The organism is Lautropia dentalis, assembly GCF_003892345.1.
GTDB classification, from domain to species: Bacteria; Pseudomonadota; Gammaproteobacteria; order Burkholderiales; family Burkholderiaceae_E; genus Lautropia; species Lautropia dentalis.
Genome location: NZ_RRUE01000001.1, coordinates 1,037,816 through 1,055,681, shown reverse-complemented (window position 1 = coordinate 1,055,681; position 17,866 = coordinate 1,037,816). Strand labels below are relative to the sequence as shown.

Below are 17,866 nucleotides of genomic sequence, written 5' to 3'. Positions count from 1 at the left end.
GCTGGCTCCTGAAATACCGCTTATCCCGAAAAACCGCTCACACGGAGGCCCCGTCCGGGGCTTCCTCTTCCTGAATCTGCGCCATGACCTTCAGCTCCAGCTGAACGGCCAGCGCGGCAATGGTGGGCTTCTGGAAGAAGCCCGCCGGGGCAATGTCGACGTCGTAGGCGTGCTTGACCACCGCCAGCAGCTGGACCGCCAGCAGGGAGTCGCCGCCCAGCTCGAACAGTGAATCGTGAGTGCCGATGCCCTCGATGCCGAGCATGTCGGCCCAGATTTCGGCAAGGCTCTCTTCCAGATCGTCGGCCGGCGCCACGTAGGCCGTGCGCAGGGCCGGGCGCGGCTGCCGCTGGCGGGCCGGAAGATCGGCCTCGGCCGCTGCCCGTGGCTGCGGCCAGGCGTCCTGGGTTGCCGCCCAGCGCTGCGCCAGCGGAATGGTGCTGACCAGCACCTGGCTGTCCTCTCCGGATGCCAGCAGGGTCTCGAAGAGCGCCATGCCCTGGTCGGGCGAGATGCCCACGTGGTCGGGCAGGTGCATGTCGGCTGCCATGCCGATGTCGCGCCATCCGTCCCAGTTCACGGCCATGACCCGTGTGCCACCCTCGTCGCGCCAGGCGGCCGCCGCGGCATCGAGACAGGCGTTGGCACCGGCGTACAGGGCATTGCCCACCCCGCCCAGCGTGCTGGCCAGCGACGAGAAGAGCATCACGAACACCGGGGGGGCCATGCCCGGCGCACGGATGGCATCGAGCAGGTTCTGCGTGCCCTGCACCTTGGCCGCCAGGGCCGGCGCGAGGTCTTCGGGGCCGATCTGGGCCACCAGCTGCTGGTGCGACACCCCCGCAGCGTGAATGACGCCGTCGATCATGCCGAATTCCGCCTGCGCCCGCGCCACGGCGGCGGAGACCGCTGCGGCGTCGGCCACATCCACCTGGCAGACCATCACACGGCCACCCAGGGCCTTCAGCTCGCCGATGCGCTGGGCATGGGCGGATTCGCCGGAACGGCCGAGCAGCACCAGGCTGGCCTGCCAGTGCTGTGCCAGATGGCGGGCCAAGTGAAAACCGATACCCCCCAGCCCGCCGGTGATCAGGTAGCAGCCCTGGCGGCGCAGCCCCAGCGGGCGGCCCGGCGGGTTGTCGGGCAGTGCGGTGTAGGTCTGGGTCCAGCGGTGCGAACCGCGCCATGCCTGCACGGCATCGGGCTCGGGTGCAAAGAGGGTCTGTGCAATGCATTCGACCACGCGGCGCGCCGTGCACTGGCCATCGACATCGAGGTCGAGGCGCACGCAGTCGAGGTGCGGATATTCCTTCGGAATGACCACGCACGGACCATGCAGCAGCGCCTGCAGGGGCTGCAGGGCTTCGGCACCGGTCACATCGTCGGAAGCGCGGGTCAGCACCAGCAGACGGCAGCCCGCGTTGAGATCCTCGCCGCAGTGGCGCGCCAGCGACAGCAGGCCGAGCAGGGCATCCTGCACGGCGGTCTCTTCATCATATCTGCCCCCGGATACCACCGAACTGTCCACTACCGTACTGCCAGACACCTCACTGCCATGCTCCCTGCTGCCAGTATTCCCGACGGCTGCCTCCCCGCTGCCCGTCATGCCGAGGCTCTGGGCATGGCAGACATGGGTGGGCCGGCCCTGATCCTGGGCCAGGTCCTGCAGCAGCCGGGCAAAGTCGTCGTCATGCCGGGGACGCAGCCGGTAGTGCGTGCTGCTCACCCGCTGGTATTCGGGGCCGGTACTGGCCAGCACCGCCTGAAAGCCCTGCTGTTCCAGCCACATCTGCAGCGCCAGCAGCAGCGGCACCGGCTCGCCGAGCAGCAGCACCCGGGCACGCTCGGGCAGCTGCATGGGGCTGGCAGGCTGGCGGTTCCAGACCGGCACGTAGAGCCAGGCATTGCGCCCCGCCAGGCGCACGGGTTCGGACGTCAGGGCGTGGCGTTCCGTGTCCGTATCGGCGGGAACGTCGACCCAGTAGGACTGGCGGTCGAAGACGTACAGGGGCAGCGGCAGGCGCCGGATGTGCGTGTGCCGGAACAGCGGAGAAGCCTGCACATCCACCCCCGCCACCCAGAGCTGGGCCAGGCAGACCTGCAATTGGGCCTCGCGGTCGGGCTGAATGACCCCGCCGGCCTCTGCAGTCCCCGGACCGGCACCATCCGGCGGCTGCTGGATGGCCAGCACCGGCGTATCGCCCAGCGCCGCATGACGACGCACCAGGCGCTGCAGGGTGTGACCCGGCCCGATGTCGAGCAGCACGCGCCCTTCCTGCTGCAGCAGTTCGGTGATGCCATCGGCAAAGCGCACCGTGTTCCGCAGCTGGCGCACCCAGTAGGACGGGCTTTGTGCCTCGTCCGGCCGGATCCAGGTTCCGGTCAGGTTGGACAGGAAGGGGATGGCCGGCGGTTTCAGGGAGATACCGGCCAGCACCGATTCGAATGCGGCCAGCATGGGTTCCTGCATGCGCGAATGGAATGCCTGCGAGACCCGCAGCCGGCTCACCGCAATGCCCTGTCCCCGGAATTGCGCCTCGGCCCGTGTGATGGCCTCGTCCGTGCCCGCCAGCACGCTCATGCCGGCGGCATTGACGGCAGCCAGATCGCAGTCGGCCAGCGGGTGCTGCTGCAGCGCCGCCTCGTCCAGCCCGACGGCCAGCATGGCACCCGGCGGCATGCCGTGCATCAGCCGCCCGCGCATGGCCACGACGTGCAGGGCATCCGCCAGCGAGAACACACCAGCGACGCAGGCCGCCACGTATTCACCGATGCTGTGACCGATCATGGCCTGCGGTGTGATCCCCCAGTCATGCAGCTGCTGCACCATGGCGTAGCCCGCCACGAACATGGCCGGCTGGGTGTAGCGGGTCTGCGTCAGCAGCGCAGCGGCCTCGGTCTCGTCCCGGCCATGCAGGTCCGGATACAGCAGGGTGCGCAGATCGATGTCCAGCAGCGGGCGCAGGCGCGCGCAGCAGTCATCGACCACCTCACGATACCGGGCGTGACTGTCGTAGAAGCTGCGCCCCATGTTGGGGTGCTGGGCCCCCTGCCCCGGGAACATGAAGGTGAGGGCCGGTGCATCGGTCAGGGCCGCCCCTTCGAAGTAGCGGTCCAGCGGCTGGCGGATCAGGGCATCGGCGGCGTCCTGAGCGTCGCGAGCCAGCACCAGCAGGCGCCTGGGCAGCATCCGCCGCCCCACGGCCAGGGTGCCCGCCACGTCCGTCATGGGCGCATCCGGATGGGCTTCGAAATACGCCTGCAGCGCCTCGGCACCGGCACGCAGGGAGGCATCGGACTGCGCGCTGAGCGGCAGTACATGCAATGGTGCGCTCCCCCGTGCTGGACGGGCCTGCACGGCGTCGCCAGCGCCTGCTGCATCCGGTACCGGGTAACCGGAAACGGCTGCAGATGCAGATGCGGCGGGTACGGCAGCATTCTCACGCGGGAAGGACAGGCCGGACCCGACATCGGCCTGTTCCCACGCCTGCACGATGACATGGGCGTTGGTGCCGCCGATGCCGAAGGCGCTGACCCCCGCACACGCCGGCTGCAGGTGGGCCGGCCAGGGGGTGGCGCGGGTATTGACATGGAAGGGGCTGGCGGCGAAATCGATCTGCGGGTTGGGCACCGAGAAATTGATGGCCGGTGGCAGCGTGCGGTGCCTGAGCGCCATGATCGTCTTGATCAGGCCCGTGACCCCCGCAGCGGCATCCAGATGGCCGATGTTGCTCTTGACCGAGCCGATGGCGCACTGCTGGCGGGGGCAGTCGTCCCCAAAGGCCTGGGTCAGCGCGGCGATCTCGATCGGGTCGCCCAGCACGGTGCCGGTGCCGTGGGTCTCGACATAGCCGATTTCGTGCGGTTCGACGCCGGCCACGGCCAGGGCAGCCCGGATGACGGCTGCCTGTCCCTGGACGCTGGGCGCCGTGAAGCCGACCTTGTCGGCGCCATCGCTGTTGACCGCCGTGCCGCGGATGACGGCATGGATGCAGTCTCCATCGCGGATGGCATCCTCGAGGCGCTTGAGCACGACCATGCCCGCCCCGCTGCCCAGCACCGTGCCCGATGCCTGGGCATCGAAGGCGCGACAATGCCCGTCACGCGACAGGATGGCCCCGTTGCGATAGAGATAGCCACCGCGCTGGAGCAGATTGAGCGACACCCCGCCCGCCAGCGCCATGTCGCATTCCTGGGCGAGCAGCGACTGGCAGGCCATGTGCACCGCCACCAGCGAGGTCGAGCAGGCCGTCTGCACGGTGACGGCCGGCCCCTTCAGGTTGAGCTTGTAGGCGATGCGCGTGGCCACCGAATCGGCCCCGTTGCCCCCGACCATGGTCAGGACATCGAGAATGGTGCTGCGCGCGGTCAGCGGGTTCTGCGCCAGCAGATGGCGGATCAGGTAGGCCGGCGTGCCGCATCCCCCGAAAACACCGATGGCGTTGCCGTCCTGCGTCCCCCCGCCCAGATAGCCGGCATGCTCCAGCGCGTGCCAGGCGGTTTCCAGAAAGAGACGCTGCTGCGGGTCGAGCAGCTCGGCATCACGGGGCGTGAAACCGAACAGGGCCGCGTCGAAACGGTCCACACCCTCGAACGGGACACCGGCGCGCACGTAATCCGGATCGTGCAGTACGGACGGCGGCACGCCCAGACTGCGCAGCTGGGCATCGCTGTATTCCACGACGGCTTCGCGGCCCTCGAGAATGTTCTGCCAGAACGCCTGCACGTCGTCGGCACCCGGAAACCGCCCCGCCATGCCGATGACGGCGATTTCCAGTCCATTCATTCCGGGCAGGTTTTCCTGCGACATTTCGCCTGTCTGGCTCATGACTGTTCAAACCCGTTTGCGGCGCAGCATCGCCTGACGGCGACGTTCGCCCCGGTCATCGGAAGCCTGTGCAGCGCCGGTACTGCCCGGCGCCGCCCGCAGTGCCGACAGATGGGCGGCCTGGGCCTGGATGGTGGGAAACTGGAAGAGATCGACCAGACCCACCCGCACGTTCAGCTCGTCCTGGATGCGCTGGTGCAGGGTGGCCAGCAGCAGCGAGTGCCCGCCCAGTTCGAAGAAGTTCTTCTGCCGGTCGGGGCGCGAAATGCCCAGCACACCGGCCCAGATCTGCGCAAGCTTCTGCTCCAGTTCACCCTGGGGTGCTTCGTATGTGTCCCCCATATCGAACACCGGCGCCGGCAGTGCCCGGCGGTCGATCTTGCCGTTGGCGTTGAGCGGCAGGGCCGCCAGCACCACGATCACCGACGGCACCATGTAGTCGGGCAGCACGGCCCCGAGTGCCAGGCGAAGGGTGGCGCCATCCAGTGTCCTGCCCTGCCCGGCCCCGGCCGCCCGGGCCGCATCTGCAGCATCACCGGACACGTAGCCGACGAGCTGGGTGCCCTGCGGGGTCTCGCGTGCCACGACCACCGCTTCCCGGACCCCGGGCTGACGCAGCAGTTGCGCTTCCACTTCGCCCAGCTCCACCCGGAACCCGCGAATCTTGATCTGCTCGTCGATGCGGCCCAGATATTCCAGCTGGCCCGCCTCGTTCCAGCGCACCAGATCGCCGGTACGGTACAGGCGACTGCCCACCTGCACGAATGGGTTGGCCACGAAGCGTTCGGCCGTCAGTGCGGGCTGGTTGATGTAGCCACGTGCCAGCAGATCGCCCCCGATGTACAGCTCGCCGGCCACACCCGCCGGCACACGGTTGAGCGCCGCATCGAGCACATGGGCCTGCGTGGCGTCGATGGGCCGGCCGATGGGCACGGGGGTGCGCCCATCATCCTGGCAGGTCCAGCGGGTGACGTGGATCGTCGTCTCCGTGGGCCCATAGAGGTTCTGCAGCACACCGGCACCCAGCTTCTGCACCGCCTCGGACTGCACCCGGGCGCTGATGGCCTCTCCGCCGCACATCACATGCCGCAGGCCCGTCCCGGCCGCATCGGGCCGCGACAGGAACAGCTGCAGCATCTGCGGCACGAAGTTGAGCGTCGTGATCCGGTGCCGTTCGATCAGGTCGAAGATGCGCTGCGGATCGCGGTGATCGCCCGGCTGCGCGATGGCCAGCCGGATCCCCGCGCTCAGGGGCCAGAAGATTTCCCAGCACGAGACATCGAAACCGATCGGTGCCTTGTGCAGCACGGTGTCATCGTCACCCAGCCCGTAGACGCGCTGCATCCACGCCATGCAGGTGGCCAGCCCCCGGTGATTCACCCCCACGCCCTTGGGCTGCCCGGTGGAACCGGAGGTGTAGATCACATAGGCCAGCTGGTTGCCGTGCAGGGCGGGAGCCTGCCAGGACGCACCGCTGTCAGCGGCGGCATCCGCCGGCAGAATCGCACCTGTCTGCGCCGGGGATGCTGGCTGGGCCGCACCTGCCTGCGCCAGCGATGCCGGCGGGGCTGCATCTGTCTGTGCTGCGAAAGCCGGCGGGAAGATGTGTTCGAGCAGCAGCGGCGTCACCCCGGCCACGGCCGGCATGGCCGCCAGCAGCCGGTCGTGCGTGAGCATCACCTTCAGACCACTGTCCTGCATCATGAAGGCCAGCCGCTGGGGCGGCAGTTCCGGATCCAGCGGCACGAAGGCGGCACCTGCCATCAGCACCCCCAGCATCGACACCACCAGGTCCAGCGAGCGTTCCTGATGGATGCCCACCCGGTCCTCCGGCCGCACACCCCGGGCCTGCAGAGCCTGGGCCACGGCCCGGGCACGGTGCGCCAGTTCGCCACGTGACAGCATCTGCTCGCCGAACAGCAGCGCCGTGGCCCCGGGGCATGCGGCCGCGTGATGTGCAAAGGCGGCCACGACGGTTGCCGGGTCTTCCTGGGACTGGGCACCCGTCTCCCAGCCCGCCAGCTGCTGGCGCTGATGCGGGCCGATGAAATCCAGATCGCCCACCCGCGCACCGGTATCTCCGGTCAGCAGGAGCAGCAGATCCCGATAGTGGACGGCCATCTGCGCGACCAGCCCGGCCGGCAGCACCCGTGTATCGAAAATGAAGCGCAGGCCGGCGCTGTCTGCGTCGGGCTGGCGAACTTCCAGCGTCAGCTCGAACTGGGCCTCGCGCAAGACGGACAGCACGGGCTGCACGCCCAGACCGGTGTGCCGGGAGAATCCGCCGAAATCTTCCTGCAGGTAGTTGAATGCCACCTGGAAGAGCGGATTGACGCCCGGCACGCGGTCCGGATGCAGCACCTCGACCAGATGGTCGAACGGAACCCGGGCATGCCGCTGGGCCTGCCGGTGATGGGCGGCGGCATGCGCCAGCAGTTCACCGAGGCGAGCGCGCCCGTCGATGCGCAGCTGCAGCACGAGGGTATTGACGAAGCAGCCCACCATGCCGGCCACGGCCGGCATCTCCCGGTTGGCCACGGGAACACCGACCCGGATGCCGTGCTGGCCACTGTAGCGGAACAGCAGCAGCTGCCAGGCGGTGAGCAGCAGCACGAAGGGCGTGGTGCCCAGCTGCACGGCGCGTTCCCGCACACGGGCAAACAGGGGGGCAGGAACCGCATCCTCGACCAACCCGGCAGGACGGGGGGCGGCGTCTGCCGGCTGGCGACCCGGCGACAGCGTGAGCGGCGGATGCTCCGTACCCAGTTCGTGCTGCCACCACGCCACATCGGCCGCGGAAAACGCCTGTTCCGGATGGGCCTGCTGCCAGACGGCGTAATCGATGTACTGCGGCGCGTCTTCAGGGGGGGCTGACGCAGACAGACCGGCCTGCACGGCGTACAGGGCCCCGAGGTCATCCAGCAGGATCTGCATCGAGGCGGCATCGGCCACGATGTGATGCACGAGCAGCACCAGCGTGTGGCGATGGGCGTCGTGACGCAGCAGCACGAACCGGGCCAGTGGCCCGGCCAGCAGGTCGAAGGGCTGTGCGGCCAGGGCCTGCATCCGCGCCGTCCGTTCGGACAGCGGGACGGGCTGTTCTTCCGGCAGCCAGACGGCCGGCACCGTAGGCAGCACGCGCTGCCGGACCAGCCCCCCAGCCGTCAGCAGGAACTGCGTGCGCAGCGAGGCATGGCGCAGCACCAGCTGGTCCACGGCACGATGCAGCGCCTGCGCGTCCAGCGCACCGCTGACATCCAGGGCACCCTGGATCACATAGGACGTGCCGGCCGGATCCAGCTGCCAGAGGAACCACTGCCGCATCTGCGCCGGCGACAGCGGCTGCGCAAGCGCGCGGTCTTCCGGTGTCAGGGCAACGGGGCCGTCCGTGGCCGGCAAGGCACCTGCCTGCACCTGCTGGCCAAGCGCCGTCACGCAGGCCACCATGTCTTCCAGCCGGGGATGTTCGAACACGTGGGATGGCCGGAACGGCACCCGATACCGGCTGGCAATGCGGGTGGCCAGCGTCACCGCCGACAGGGAGTTGCCGCCCAGCATGAAGAAATGGCTGTGCCGTGTGAGCGCCGTTGTTCGTGGCGCACCGAGCGCCTCGCGCCAGCCTTCGGCCAGCTCGGCAGCCAGCCCTTCCAGGGTCGGTCCACCGTCGCCCGGCGCATATGATTCACCGGTGACGGCGCCCGGCTGCATCAGGGTATCGGGCTGCGTCAGGGCGCCCGTTTGCATCGGAGCGTCCAGCTGTATCGGGGCATCCGGCTGCGCCATGGCCCCCGGCTGCATCGGGGCGTCCGGCTGTGCCACGGCGCCCGACTGCTTCAGGACGCCCTGCTCGAACAGGGCCCAGACATCTAGCGTCTGCGTCTGCCACTGCTGGCGGCAGCGCTGGCGCTGCAGCTTGCCACTGGAGGTTTTGGGCATACCGCCGGGTTCGAGCAGCGCAATGACCTGCGGTGCCTCCCCCGTCTGGGCGCTGACTACGGCAGCGATCTGCCCGGCCAGCGCATCGGGCGGGACGCGGCGCTGGATGCTGCGCGAGATCTCGGCCGCGACACCTACGCCTTCCTGCCCATCGAATGCCACCGCAAAGGCGGCGACGCGCCCCTTGCGGACCTCGTCGAGCTGGGTCTCGATGGCCTGCTCGATGTCCTGCGGGTACAGGTTGTGGCCCCGCACGATGATCATGTCCTTCAGGCGGCCGGCCACGAAGAGCTGCCCCTCATGGACGAAGCCCAGATCGCCGGTGCGCAGCCAGCGCACGCCGTCATCGTCGGTGACGAAGGCATCGGCCGTGGCGGGGGCGTTCTGCCAGTAGCCGGCCGCCATGCTCGGCCCGCTGGCCCAGATTTCCCCCACCCGGTTGGGAGCGGCCATCTGCCCTGTCCCGGGATCGACGATCCGGACGGCATGGCCGGCGGCAGCCTGGCCGCAGGCCACCAGGGCCACGCCATCCCCTTCGGGCAGAACCTGCCCCCGGGCCAGCGCCGTTTCCGAGAAGGTCACGGTGTGCATGCCATGGCCGGGCAGTACCCCGGTCACCATCAGCGTGCCTTCGGCCAGTCCGTAGCAGGGATAGACGGCCCGGGCGGCAAACCCGCAGCGCCCGAACCTGTCCACGAAGGTCTGCATCGTGTCGGGCCGGATGGGCTCGGCACCGGTGTAGGCAACGCGCCAGCACGACAGGTCCAGCCCGTCACACTGGGACTCGCGGACGCGGTCGATGCACAGGCGATAGGCAAAGTCGGGACCACCACTGACCGTGACCCGATGCTGGCTGATCAGCCGCAGCCAGCGCACCGGGCTGGCCGTGAAATGGTCGGGGCTGCACAGCACACACGGAATACCACTGTAGAAGGGCTGAAGCAGCCCGCCGATCAGCCCCATGTCGTGAAAGAGCGGCGACCACACGGCAAAGCGGTCGGCCGCGGTGATGGCCATCAGCGCACGAATGGCCGCTTCGTTGGCCATCAGGCAGGCGTGCGTGACCATTACCCCCTTCGGGTCAGAGGTGGAACCGGAGGTGTACTGCAGGAAGGCCGTGTCCGTCAGCACCGGCTGGTATTCCACCCACTGGCCGGCCAGGGCCGGATCGGCACGGTCGACCTCGACGAGCCGGGCCACGCCCAGCGCAGGCAGAGCGGAGGTGACCAGCGGTGCCAGCGCTGCCGTGGTGAGCACGAGCCGTGCCTGTGCATCGGCCGCGATGCCGGCCAGGCGGGCCACGTGCTGCGGGCGGGCGGACTCCGGCGGGAACACCGGCACGGCAATGATGCCGGCGGCAAAGCAGGCAAAGAGGCCCACCACATAGTGCTGGTCATTGTCGAGCAGCAGCAGGGCCCGCTCGCCCGGCACGGCCTGGCGCTGCAGCGTGGCCGCCAGTGCACGCACCTGCGTCCAGAGCGTGGCGTAGCCGAAGACTTCCTCGCGAACCTCCGCGCCGGCGGGCTGCGACACCACCGTCAGCGCCACGGCGTTGCCACGGTCCTCTGCCAGTCGTGCCAGGCACTGCACGAAGTCCCGGGGCGGCACGAATCCATCCTCCGGGGCCTGAAGCTGTCGAGCTGTCATTTTTTACGATATCCCTCAACGTACCGCCATGTGGTCGTCGCCTCGACAACGGGACGCCATGAAACCCTGCCTGATACCGGGGCCACACAACGGCCCCACCGTCATCACGCCCCGGGCCGGTGCCTGGACGTGCATGGATTCATTCGTCCGCGCGCCCTCTTTGCCTGGGGCGCGCAGGACAGGGCGGCAGGGCCGCAGAATCCTCAATGGCTCCAGTCAGGCTGGATGGACGAGAGCAGGCTGCGCAGATGTGCCAGTACCCTTGCCTCTTCCTGCCATATGAAAAAGTGATTGCCTTCGAACCAGGTGATGGAAAACGGAGCCACCGTTTCGCACCGCCATGCCTCCAGCCGCCCGGGGGAGATATCGTCCTGGCGACCGGCCAGGACATGAACGGGCAAGGCAAGCGGCGCTTCGTCCGGGTCATGGACGAAGCTGTCGCACACGCGGTAATCGGCCCGCAGGGTATCGAGCGTCATGCGCAGCATGTCCGGATGGGCAAAGACCGCCTCGCTGGTGCCCCCCTGCGCTCTCAGGTCGGCCATCAGCGACTCGTCGCTGTCCAGCCCCCTGAAGCGGTCCGGGTCACGCTGCGACGGCGCCGCGCAGGCCGACAGCAGGAGCGCCTCCGGCATGCGGCCACCGGTGCGCCGCTGGTGCACCGCCATGCCCCAGGCCAGCAGCGCACCCATGCTGTGACCGAAGAGCACGTACCGGTCCTGCAGCTCGGCCTGCCACGTCTGGCACAGCCAGGAGACCAGCCCGTCGAACCGCTCGATGAAGGACTGCCCCAGCCGGGCACCGCGACCCGGCGGCTCCAGCGGGACGAGCTGCACGGAGGACGGCAGATGGCGCCGCCAGCGCAGATACATGGTTGCGCTGGCCCCCGCACACGGGATGGTCAGAAGCCTGGTCATCACGCCGCCGGTGTGCTGGCCCCTGCCTGATCCTCCATCCACTTCCTGAGAGAAAGGGGCCGCATGTCCTGCCAGTGTGTCCGGACGTAGTCGAGCACGTGCTGCTTGTTCCCCCGGATACCTTCGACCGCCTTCCACCCGCCGGGCACGGTCTTCCATTCCGGCCAGATGGAATACTGCTCTTCGTGGTTGACCAGCACGATGAAGGTCTCATCTTCGCGATCAAAGCAACTTTTTGACATTGAACACCCGATATTTGCCATTGATACTTACAGGACGAATCAGCCTGATCTTTGTTCAACACTTGTTGAAATATTTCATTATGTGACACAGTGCAAGCATTTTGTTGCATGCGCGGTGGAATGAAGCAGCGTGTGCCTGGCTGCGTTGCGGGCGCTTACCCCAGTCAGCCATGAAACGTCAACAGGAACCATCAAGCCGAAAAGTGGTGTTGGTCAATTTTGTTTTGAAGGGTAACAACAAAACTGCCAGCCACCAGAGTATGACACCGCAACCACCGCCTTGAGTAGCGCGACATGCGGTGCTGTTGGGTGGACAACCCATGCCTTCGCCTGCCCTGCCTGCAAAACGGGCAGGGCCTGATCTTGCAAAGTATGGGGAGGTTTCGTTTCGAATGGTAACGAAAACCCACTTCCCCGGTGTTTGGCACTGGTCCAATACATGTAGTGCTAGTTATTCTATTTATCAGTTAGATGAGTAAAACATGCCAAACGACGACGCAGACAAGCTTGCAGTCGATACAGAGTTGACGATGGTTTTCATTCAGGACAGAGCGCTTCTCTATCGCATTGCCTACGACATCCTGAAAGATGGCGCCATAGCCGAGGAGGCCGTCCAGGATGCCTATCTGAAGGTGTATGAAAGGAGCAACCGGGGGGATGTTCACAACGCCAGGGCCTATTGTGCCCAGACGGTACGCAATACGGCACTGGACATCCAGCGCCGGATGATGAAGCAGCGCGCCAGTACGTCGGACCTGGACGTGGAGTCGTACGCCGAGATCCTGCCGTCGGCAGAGAGCGGCCCGGAGGATCGGGCCTACGTGCGGGAAGTGCTGGCCGCCGTGAACCGGACCCTGCTGGAGCGTTCGGCGCGCCACCGGCGTGCCTTCGTGCTGCATGTGGCCGAGGGCAAGACCCAGCGGGAGATTGCCGGCCTGATGGAGATATCGCCGGCGCTGGTGAACATCCTGCTGCGCGAGGTACGGGAGACCCTGCTGGCGTCAGAGGTATGCCGCAGCTACCTGAACAAGGGGGAGATGGGCAGGATTCTGAAGCGGATCACCCTGCCGCTGCCGCAGGACGGCTAGCCGGTCAGGGGGAGCAGGTCTCGCCCCGCCATTCGCTGCGGGCATAGCCGAAGCGGCAGCGCACCTGGCGGCCGGCCGACACCGCCACCCAGCTGGTGCCGCGGCGCACGAAGCCGATGCGCACACGTTCGCCCTCGATGATGTCGTCCGGCAGGTCGACAAGCGTCACCAGATAGACGGCGCGGATCACCCCGTCGTCCTCGTCGCCATAGACGAAACTCTCGTGGCGGATCTGCTCGGGCGAGAGCTTGCCGTAGGCATCGGCGGCATAGACTTCATCCAGCACCTGCTGACCGCAGAGATCGATGGGTTTCTCGCAGGGTGCGGTGGCCAGGGAGCCGCCATCGGAACCCAGTGCCAGCGGCATGAACCCGTGAGCATGGCGCATGGCATCGGGCGAGGTGGGCGGCATGCGGTACTGGATCTGGGGTTCGGGCTTGTTGTAGAGGTCGAGCCCCTCCAGACCCAGCCGCTCCTTTGCGGCCCGGCGCCGCTCGGCCTGGCGTCCGGTGTGCGGCGTGCGGTCATCAGACTCCGACGGAGAGGCTTCGCGCATGGCCGCGGCCTTTGCGGCTTCGGCCTTTGCGGCTGCAGCCCTTGCCGGTGTCGCCTGGCCGGGAACCTGGGGCGGACGCTGCATGCCGGCATCCTGTGCGCCACCGGCGGCCGGACGGGTGATGTCGGAGGCGCCGAAATCGCTGGTGACGGCTTCGGTGGCCGGACCGGTGGGACGGCAGGGCGTCTTGAGCCAGGCCCCCGAGCCGCAGCGGTACTGGATGCTGGTCTGGATCAGGCGATAGTGGTTCTCGCCCAGCTTGCGCCATGCGGTACGCCACCGCCATTCCATGTGGGCGCCCTGCTCGGCGGGCTGCCGGGTGGAGGCGGTCTGCAGCAGGATGTCGACGCCGGAATCGAAGGAGAAGGTTTCGTCGGTGAAGCTGTAGGCCACGCGGGGCGATGAACCCTCCGGCGGGATGAGCCCCTTCAGGGCACGGTTGCCGCACGCGACGAGGGTGCCGTGACAGGCCGGCGTATCGGCCCCCACCGAGGACAGCAGCTGGAAACTGGTGGGACTGGCCACCTCACTGCGGCTGGCGGCATGCAGCGCCGTGGGCAGCATGAACAGCACGGCCAGCAGGGCGGGCGCGGACAGACGTGAGGCGGAAAAATTCATGGGACCAGGCCAGAGAGAGCACCGCAAGGGATACTGCGGACATCCGGACGGAAAAACCGGATACCCACGCTGTTTCCGGGGTCATTCATGGGGAAGCGGCACGACACGCAGGCCCGACCGGAGCCTCCCCGGAAAAGAAAGCGCGCAGGGTGGTGCGGGCGCGGGAACGAAAGCGTCCGGGACGCGCGCCAGCGCAGGTGTGCGAAAAAACGGATGATAGTATTTTCTCAACACGACAGCCATATCCGGAAACCTGCACCCATGCGGCCTGCCCATCTCTGCGCCCTTCTTGCCACGACCCTTTCCGCTGCGTACCCTGCGGCCTCTGCCCTTGCCGGCCAGACGACCGGCCAGGCATTCAGGGCAACCCAGGGCTGCGAAAAAATCGAGCATTTCGACCCGGAATGGCAGGCCTACAACGGAGACTTTGGCCTGAACCGGCCGGATGCATACAAAAAACACGGTCCGATCTGGGGTTTCTACCAGATGCGGCTGGTGGGCGACACGCTCTACGCCACCTTCGGTGGCGATGTGGAAAACCCGCGCGGCACGACACCCGGCGCCCTGGTAGCGCTGGATGCCGAGAGCATGGCATTCAAACGCCAGATCGCCCTGCCCTTTGCCGCGCATGCGCTGGCCATCGATGGCGCAGGCAAACACGCCGTGGCCACCCATACGGCTGCCAATGCATTCAGCCTGATCGACCTGGATCGCAGGCGGGTGAACTGCCGCAAGGCAGACACCACCTTCCAGGGCGAGACCTACCGGGGCCGCTACGTGGTCATGGACGACCAGGGCAGCTTCTTCATCAATTACAACAATTTTGCCGACGAGAACGAGGCCGGCGTGATCATGAAGTACACGCCCGACGGCGAGCACGCCCCGGATTTCGACGTGCAGGTCACGGAACGGGCCATGACCATTCCGCTGGCCGCCCTGGACGGGCGGCTGCTGACCGGCGGCAAGAGCGTGAAATCGGTTGATCCGCGGTCCGGCGAGATCACCACACTGACGGCCGAGCGCAGCTCGTCGGCCGTGTACAACTACGCCCGCGGGCCACGCGGCCTGCTGCTGGCCAGCGACTACAACGCCGCGGCACGCCCCAACCTGATGCTGATCGATCCGGCCACCGGCGCACGCAGCGAGCTGCTGACGGCAGCCGGCTCCGTCGAGGCCGCCTACGTGCCGGAATCCGGCATGGCCCTGGCCACCAACAATACCAGCGGTTCGGTCACCGTGGCCGCCCTGCCGGCAAACGCCACGGCCTTCACGCCCGGGCAGTTCGTCAACATCCAGTTCGACGGCGACCCAGCCACGATGACCACGCGGCACACCGCCCAGGGCACCGACATCTACGTGTCGGTCAAGCACTGGAAGCCCACGGAGAACCGGCCCAAATCCACGCTGCTGCACCGGGTCCGGATCGCCCCATCGGTTCAGGGCATCGAGGGCATCACCCGCCCGGGGGCCTGCATGATCACGGTCTTCAACCTGGCCGACCATTCGGTGGCCGAACCGCAGCCGTGCCGGATCCTGGATGCCGCCACGGGCTTCCAGCAGACCCACGCCCGCCTCGAGCAGGAAAAACAGCTGCTGTTGCCCGAGCTGGACAAGGAACGCAAGACGCTGGCCAGCCAGCAGAAGGAGCTGGAAGAAGCCCAGAGCCAGCGGGGCAAGAACCCCACGTCCAGCACCGGCAACCATCAGACCATCAGTCGCCTGACCACCGCCGTGGCCAGCCAGCAGGTGACGGTGCAGGCCCTGGAGCGCGAGCTGGCCGAGGACGAGCGGGGGCTGCAGATTTTCCAGCGGCTGGGCAATCCGTCGCAGGCGACGGCCCCGTCCGGGCGCTAGAGCGCCCCTGCAAAAGTCTGCGAGTGGCGTTGGACCCAAGGATCGGATGAGCCAGAAGGCGCCCTGTCGGCAATGGCAGGGCCATTGGCGGCAAATGACGACGCACAGGATCGCCCGGGCATGAAAGCCAAAGTGCCGCAGAATTTTTGCAGAGGCACCCTGATGCCCGGAGCGGCAGGGCCACGAATGCCGGGGCCGACGATGACCGGATTCGCAGGAAACTTTTTGAGGGGCCGTCCGTACAAACTGATACACTAGCCCCGCCTTTGGGTGAATGTATCTCATTTTAATGTGTGGTGCCCCGGATGACACCTTCCCCTTTACCCGCTGGCCATGATGCCAGCCATCAATATTCCCGTCTGCTGCGACTGCGCTGGGTGCTGCTGGCCGCCTTCGTGGTGATCATCCTGCTGTCACTGGTGGCCGACTTCATGCTGGGGCCGTCGGGGCTGGGGTGGACGGAACTGGTCCGCACCATCTTCTCGCCCGCGCAGGCCGAACCCACCACCGCCGTCATCGTCTGGGACGTGCGTCTTCCCTATGCCATCATGGCGGTGGTCGTGGGGCTGGGGCTGGGGCTGGCCGGCGCAGAGATGCAGACCATCCTGGCCAATCCGCTGGCCAGTCCGTTCACGCTGGGCATCTCCTCGGCCGCCGCCTTCGGGGCCTCGCTGGCGCTGGTGCTGGACCTGAGCCTGCCCGGGCTGCCGCCGGGCTGGGCCGTGGCCGGCAACGCCTTCCTGTTTGCCATCCTGTCTGCCGTGCTGCTCGACGTGCTGGCCCGCTGGGGTGGCATGAGCGGCTCCGGCATGGTGCTGGTGGGCATTGCGCTGGTGTTCACCTTCAATGCACTGGTGTCGCTGATGCAGTACATCGCCAGCGCGGAAGACCTGCAGAACCTCGTGTTCTGGACCATGGGGAGCCTGTCGCGGGCCACCTGGGCCAAGGTGGGCGGCATGCTGCTGGCCGTGGCCGTCATCCTGCCCTTCTGCCTGAAGGATGCCTGGAAGCTCACCGCGCTGCGGCTGGGCGAAGAGCGCGCACTGAGCTTCGGCATCGACGTGAAGCGCCAGCGGCTGGTCTCGCTGCTGCGCATCAGTTTTCTGGCGGCGCTGGCCGTGTCGATGGTGGGCACCATCAGCTTCATCGGGCTGATCGCACCGCACATCGCCCGGCGGCTGTTCGGCGAGGACCACCGCTTCTACCTGCCCGGCAGCGCGCTGATCGGCGCCATGATCCTGTCGCTGGCCTCGATGGCCTCGAAGAACATCGTCGAGGGCGTGATCGTGCCGGTGGGCATCGTCACCTCGCTGGTGGGCGTGCCCTTCTTCGTGTCGGTGGTGATGCGCCGCCGTGCCGGCTGACGGAGTCCAGACCATGCTCGAAATCAACGATCTGCAGGTGGCCTACCGTCGTCAGGACATCATCGGCAACCTGACCCTCACACCCATCGCCCCGGGGCAGCTGGTGTCCCTGCTCGGCCCCAACGGGACCGGCAAGTCCACGCTGCTCAAGGCCATGGCGGGCCTGCTGCCCCCGCGCCACGGCAGCGTCGTGCTCAATGGCACCAATCTGGGGGCCATCGACTTCCGGGAGCGGGCCAAACAGGTGGTGTACCTGCCACAGTCGCTGCCGGCCTCGGTGCATCTGCGCGTGCTGGAGTCGGTGCTGGTGTCGGCCCGGGCATCCGCCGTATCTGCGGATGGCGGCGAGACAGGCGTCGACACCGTGATGGATCTGCTGCGGCGTCTGGGTATCGACCACCTGGCCATGCATTATCTGGACCAGCTCTCGGGTGGCCAGAAGCAGCTGGTGGGCATCGCCCAGGCCCTGATCCGGCGCCCGCGGCTGCTGCTGCTGGACGAGCCGCTCTCGGCCCTGGACCTGAACTACCAGTTCCACGTGATGGACCTGCTGGCGCAGGAAACCCATGAGCACGGGCTGATCACCCTGGTGGTGCTGCACGACCTGAACATCGCGCTGCGCCACAGTGATGGCTGCATCCTGATCCGCAAGGGTGCGCTGTTGGGCCAGGGGATGCCGGCCGAGGTCATCACCGGCCAGGCACTGGCAGAATGCTATGGTGTGAAGGCACGCGTCGAGCGCTGCTCGCAGGGCGTGCCGCAGGTCATCGTGGACGGACTGATGCAGCCGGTGCAGTGACGGGCCGTTGTCCCGAC

The 17,866-nt window shown here is 67.4% G+C and carries 9 protein-coding genes; 4 read left to right on the top strand and 5 right to left on the bottom strand.

The window, feature by feature from the left end; translation table 11 throughout:
• Window positions 1-37: 37 nt before the first annotated feature.
• From EHV23_RS04055 to EHV23_RS04040, 4 genes are all read right to left on the bottom strand, one after another.
• Window positions 38-4,828, bottom strand: a complete 4,791-nt coding sequence (locus EHV23_RS04055) for a type I polyketide synthase (RefSeq protein ID WP_203228863.1) — start codon at window positions 4,826-4,828, stop codon at window positions 38-40.
• A 6-nt stretch (window positions 4,829-4,834) separates the two neighbouring features.
• The gene (locus tag EHV23_RS04050) at window positions 4,835-10,411 is read right to left on the bottom strand and encodes a non-ribosomal peptide synthetase (RefSeq protein ID WP_125094820.1); all 5,577 of its coding nucleotides are present in this window, start codon (window positions 10,409-10,411) and stop codon (window positions 4,835-4,837) included.
• A gap of 203 nt (window positions 10,412-10,614) precedes the next feature.
• On the bottom strand, window positions 10,615-11,328 hold the full coding sequence (locus EHV23_RS04045) for a thioesterase II family protein (protein WP_125095504.1): 714 nt from the start codon (window positions 11,326-11,328) through the stop codon (window positions 10,615-10,617).
• On the bottom strand, window positions 11,328-11,570 hold the full coding sequence (locus EHV23_RS04040; RefSeq protein ID WP_125094819.1) for an MbtH family protein: 243 nt from the start codon (window positions 11,568-11,570) through the stop codon (window positions 11,328-11,330). The genes EHV23_RS04045 and EHV23_RS04040 overlap by 1 nt, the downstream gene beginning before the upstream one ends.
• Window positions 11,571-12,052: 482 nt before the next feature.
• Here EHV23_RS04040 and EHV23_RS04035 point away from each other — a divergent pair, with 482 nt between their 5' ends.
• Window positions 12,053-12,658, top strand: a complete 606-nt coding sequence (locus EHV23_RS04035) for an RNA polymerase sigma factor (RefSeq protein ID WP_125094818.1) — start codon at window positions 12,053-12,055, stop codon at window positions 12,656-12,658.
• A gap of 4 nt (window positions 12,659-12,662) precedes the next feature.
• Here EHV23_RS04035 and EHV23_RS04030 read toward each other — a convergent pair whose 3' ends face one another.
• Window positions 12,663-13,832, bottom strand: a complete 1,170-nt coding sequence (locus EHV23_RS04030; RefSeq protein ID WP_125094817.1) for a hypothetical protein — start codon at window positions 13,830-13,832, stop codon at window positions 12,663-12,665.
• Window positions 13,833-14,093: 261 nt separating this feature from the next.
• Between EHV23_RS04030 and EHV23_RS04025 the strand changes: the two genes are divergently transcribed.
• The 3 genes from EHV23_RS04025 (at window position 14,094) to EHV23_RS04015 (ending at window position 17,849) form a co-directional block, all read left to right on the top strand.
• Window positions 14,094-15,686 carry a YncE family protein gene (locus tag EHV23_RS04025; protein WP_125094816.1) on the top strand — a complete coding sequence of 531 codons (1,593 nt, stop codon included), beginning with the start codon at window positions 14,094-14,096 and terminating at the stop codon, window positions 15,684-15,686.
• Between the two features lie 305 nt (window positions 15,687-15,991).
• The gene (locus tag EHV23_RS04020; RefSeq protein WP_125094815.1) at window positions 15,992-17,050 is read left to right on the top strand and encodes a FecCD family ABC transporter permease; all 1,059 of its coding nucleotides are present in this window, start codon (window positions 15,992-15,994) and stop codon (window positions 17,048-17,050) included.
• 13 nt (window positions 17,051-17,063) lie between these two features.
• Complete coding sequence (locus EHV23_RS04015; RefSeq protein WP_125094814.1) at window positions 17,064-17,849, top strand: ABC transporter ATP-binding protein; 786 nt, start codon at window positions 17,064-17,066, stop codon at window positions 17,847-17,849.
• The last annotated feature ends 17 nt before the right edge of the window (window positions 17,850-17,866 follow it).

What these genes read in the sequence shown, in the direction of transcription:
- EHV23_RS04015 (WP_125094814.1), top strand. Translation starts at nt 17,064, where the DNA reads ATGCTCGAAATCAACGATCTGCAGGTGGCCTACCGTCGTCAGGACATC.
- EHV23_RS04045 (WP_125095504.1), bottom strand. Translation starts at nt 11,328, where the DNA reads ATGACCAGGCTTCTGACCATCCCGTGTGCGGGGGCCAGCGCAACCATG.
- EHV23_RS04025 (WP_125094816.1), top strand. Translation starts at nt 14,094, where the DNA reads ATGCGGCCTGCCCATCTCTGCGCCCTTCTTGCCACGACCCTTTCCGCT.
- EHV23_RS04040 (WP_125094819.1), bottom strand. Translation starts at nt 11,570, where the DNA reads ATGTCAAAAAGTTGCTTTGATCGCGAAGATGAGACCTTCATCGTGCTG.
- EHV23_RS04055 (WP_203228863.1), bottom strand. Translation starts at nt 4,828, where the DNA reads ATGAGCCAGACAGGCGAAATGTCGCAGGAAAACCTGCCCGGAATGAAT.
- EHV23_RS04050 (WP_125094820.1), bottom strand. Translation starts at nt 10,411, where the DNA reads ATGACAGCTCGACAGCTTCAGGCCCCGGAGGATGGATTCGTGCCGCCC.
- EHV23_RS04035 (WP_125094818.1), top strand. Translation starts at nt 12,053, where the DNA reads ATGCCAAACGACGACGCAGACAAGCTTGCAGTCGATACAGAGTTGACG.
- EHV23_RS04020 (WP_125094815.1), top strand. Translation starts at nt 15,992, where the DNA reads ATGACACCTTCCCCTTTACCCGCTGGCCATGATGCCAGCCATCAATAT.
- EHV23_RS04030 (WP_125094817.1), bottom strand. Translation starts at nt 13,832, where the DNA reads ATGAATTTTTCCGCCTCACGTCTGTCCGCGCCCGCCCTGCTGGCCGTG.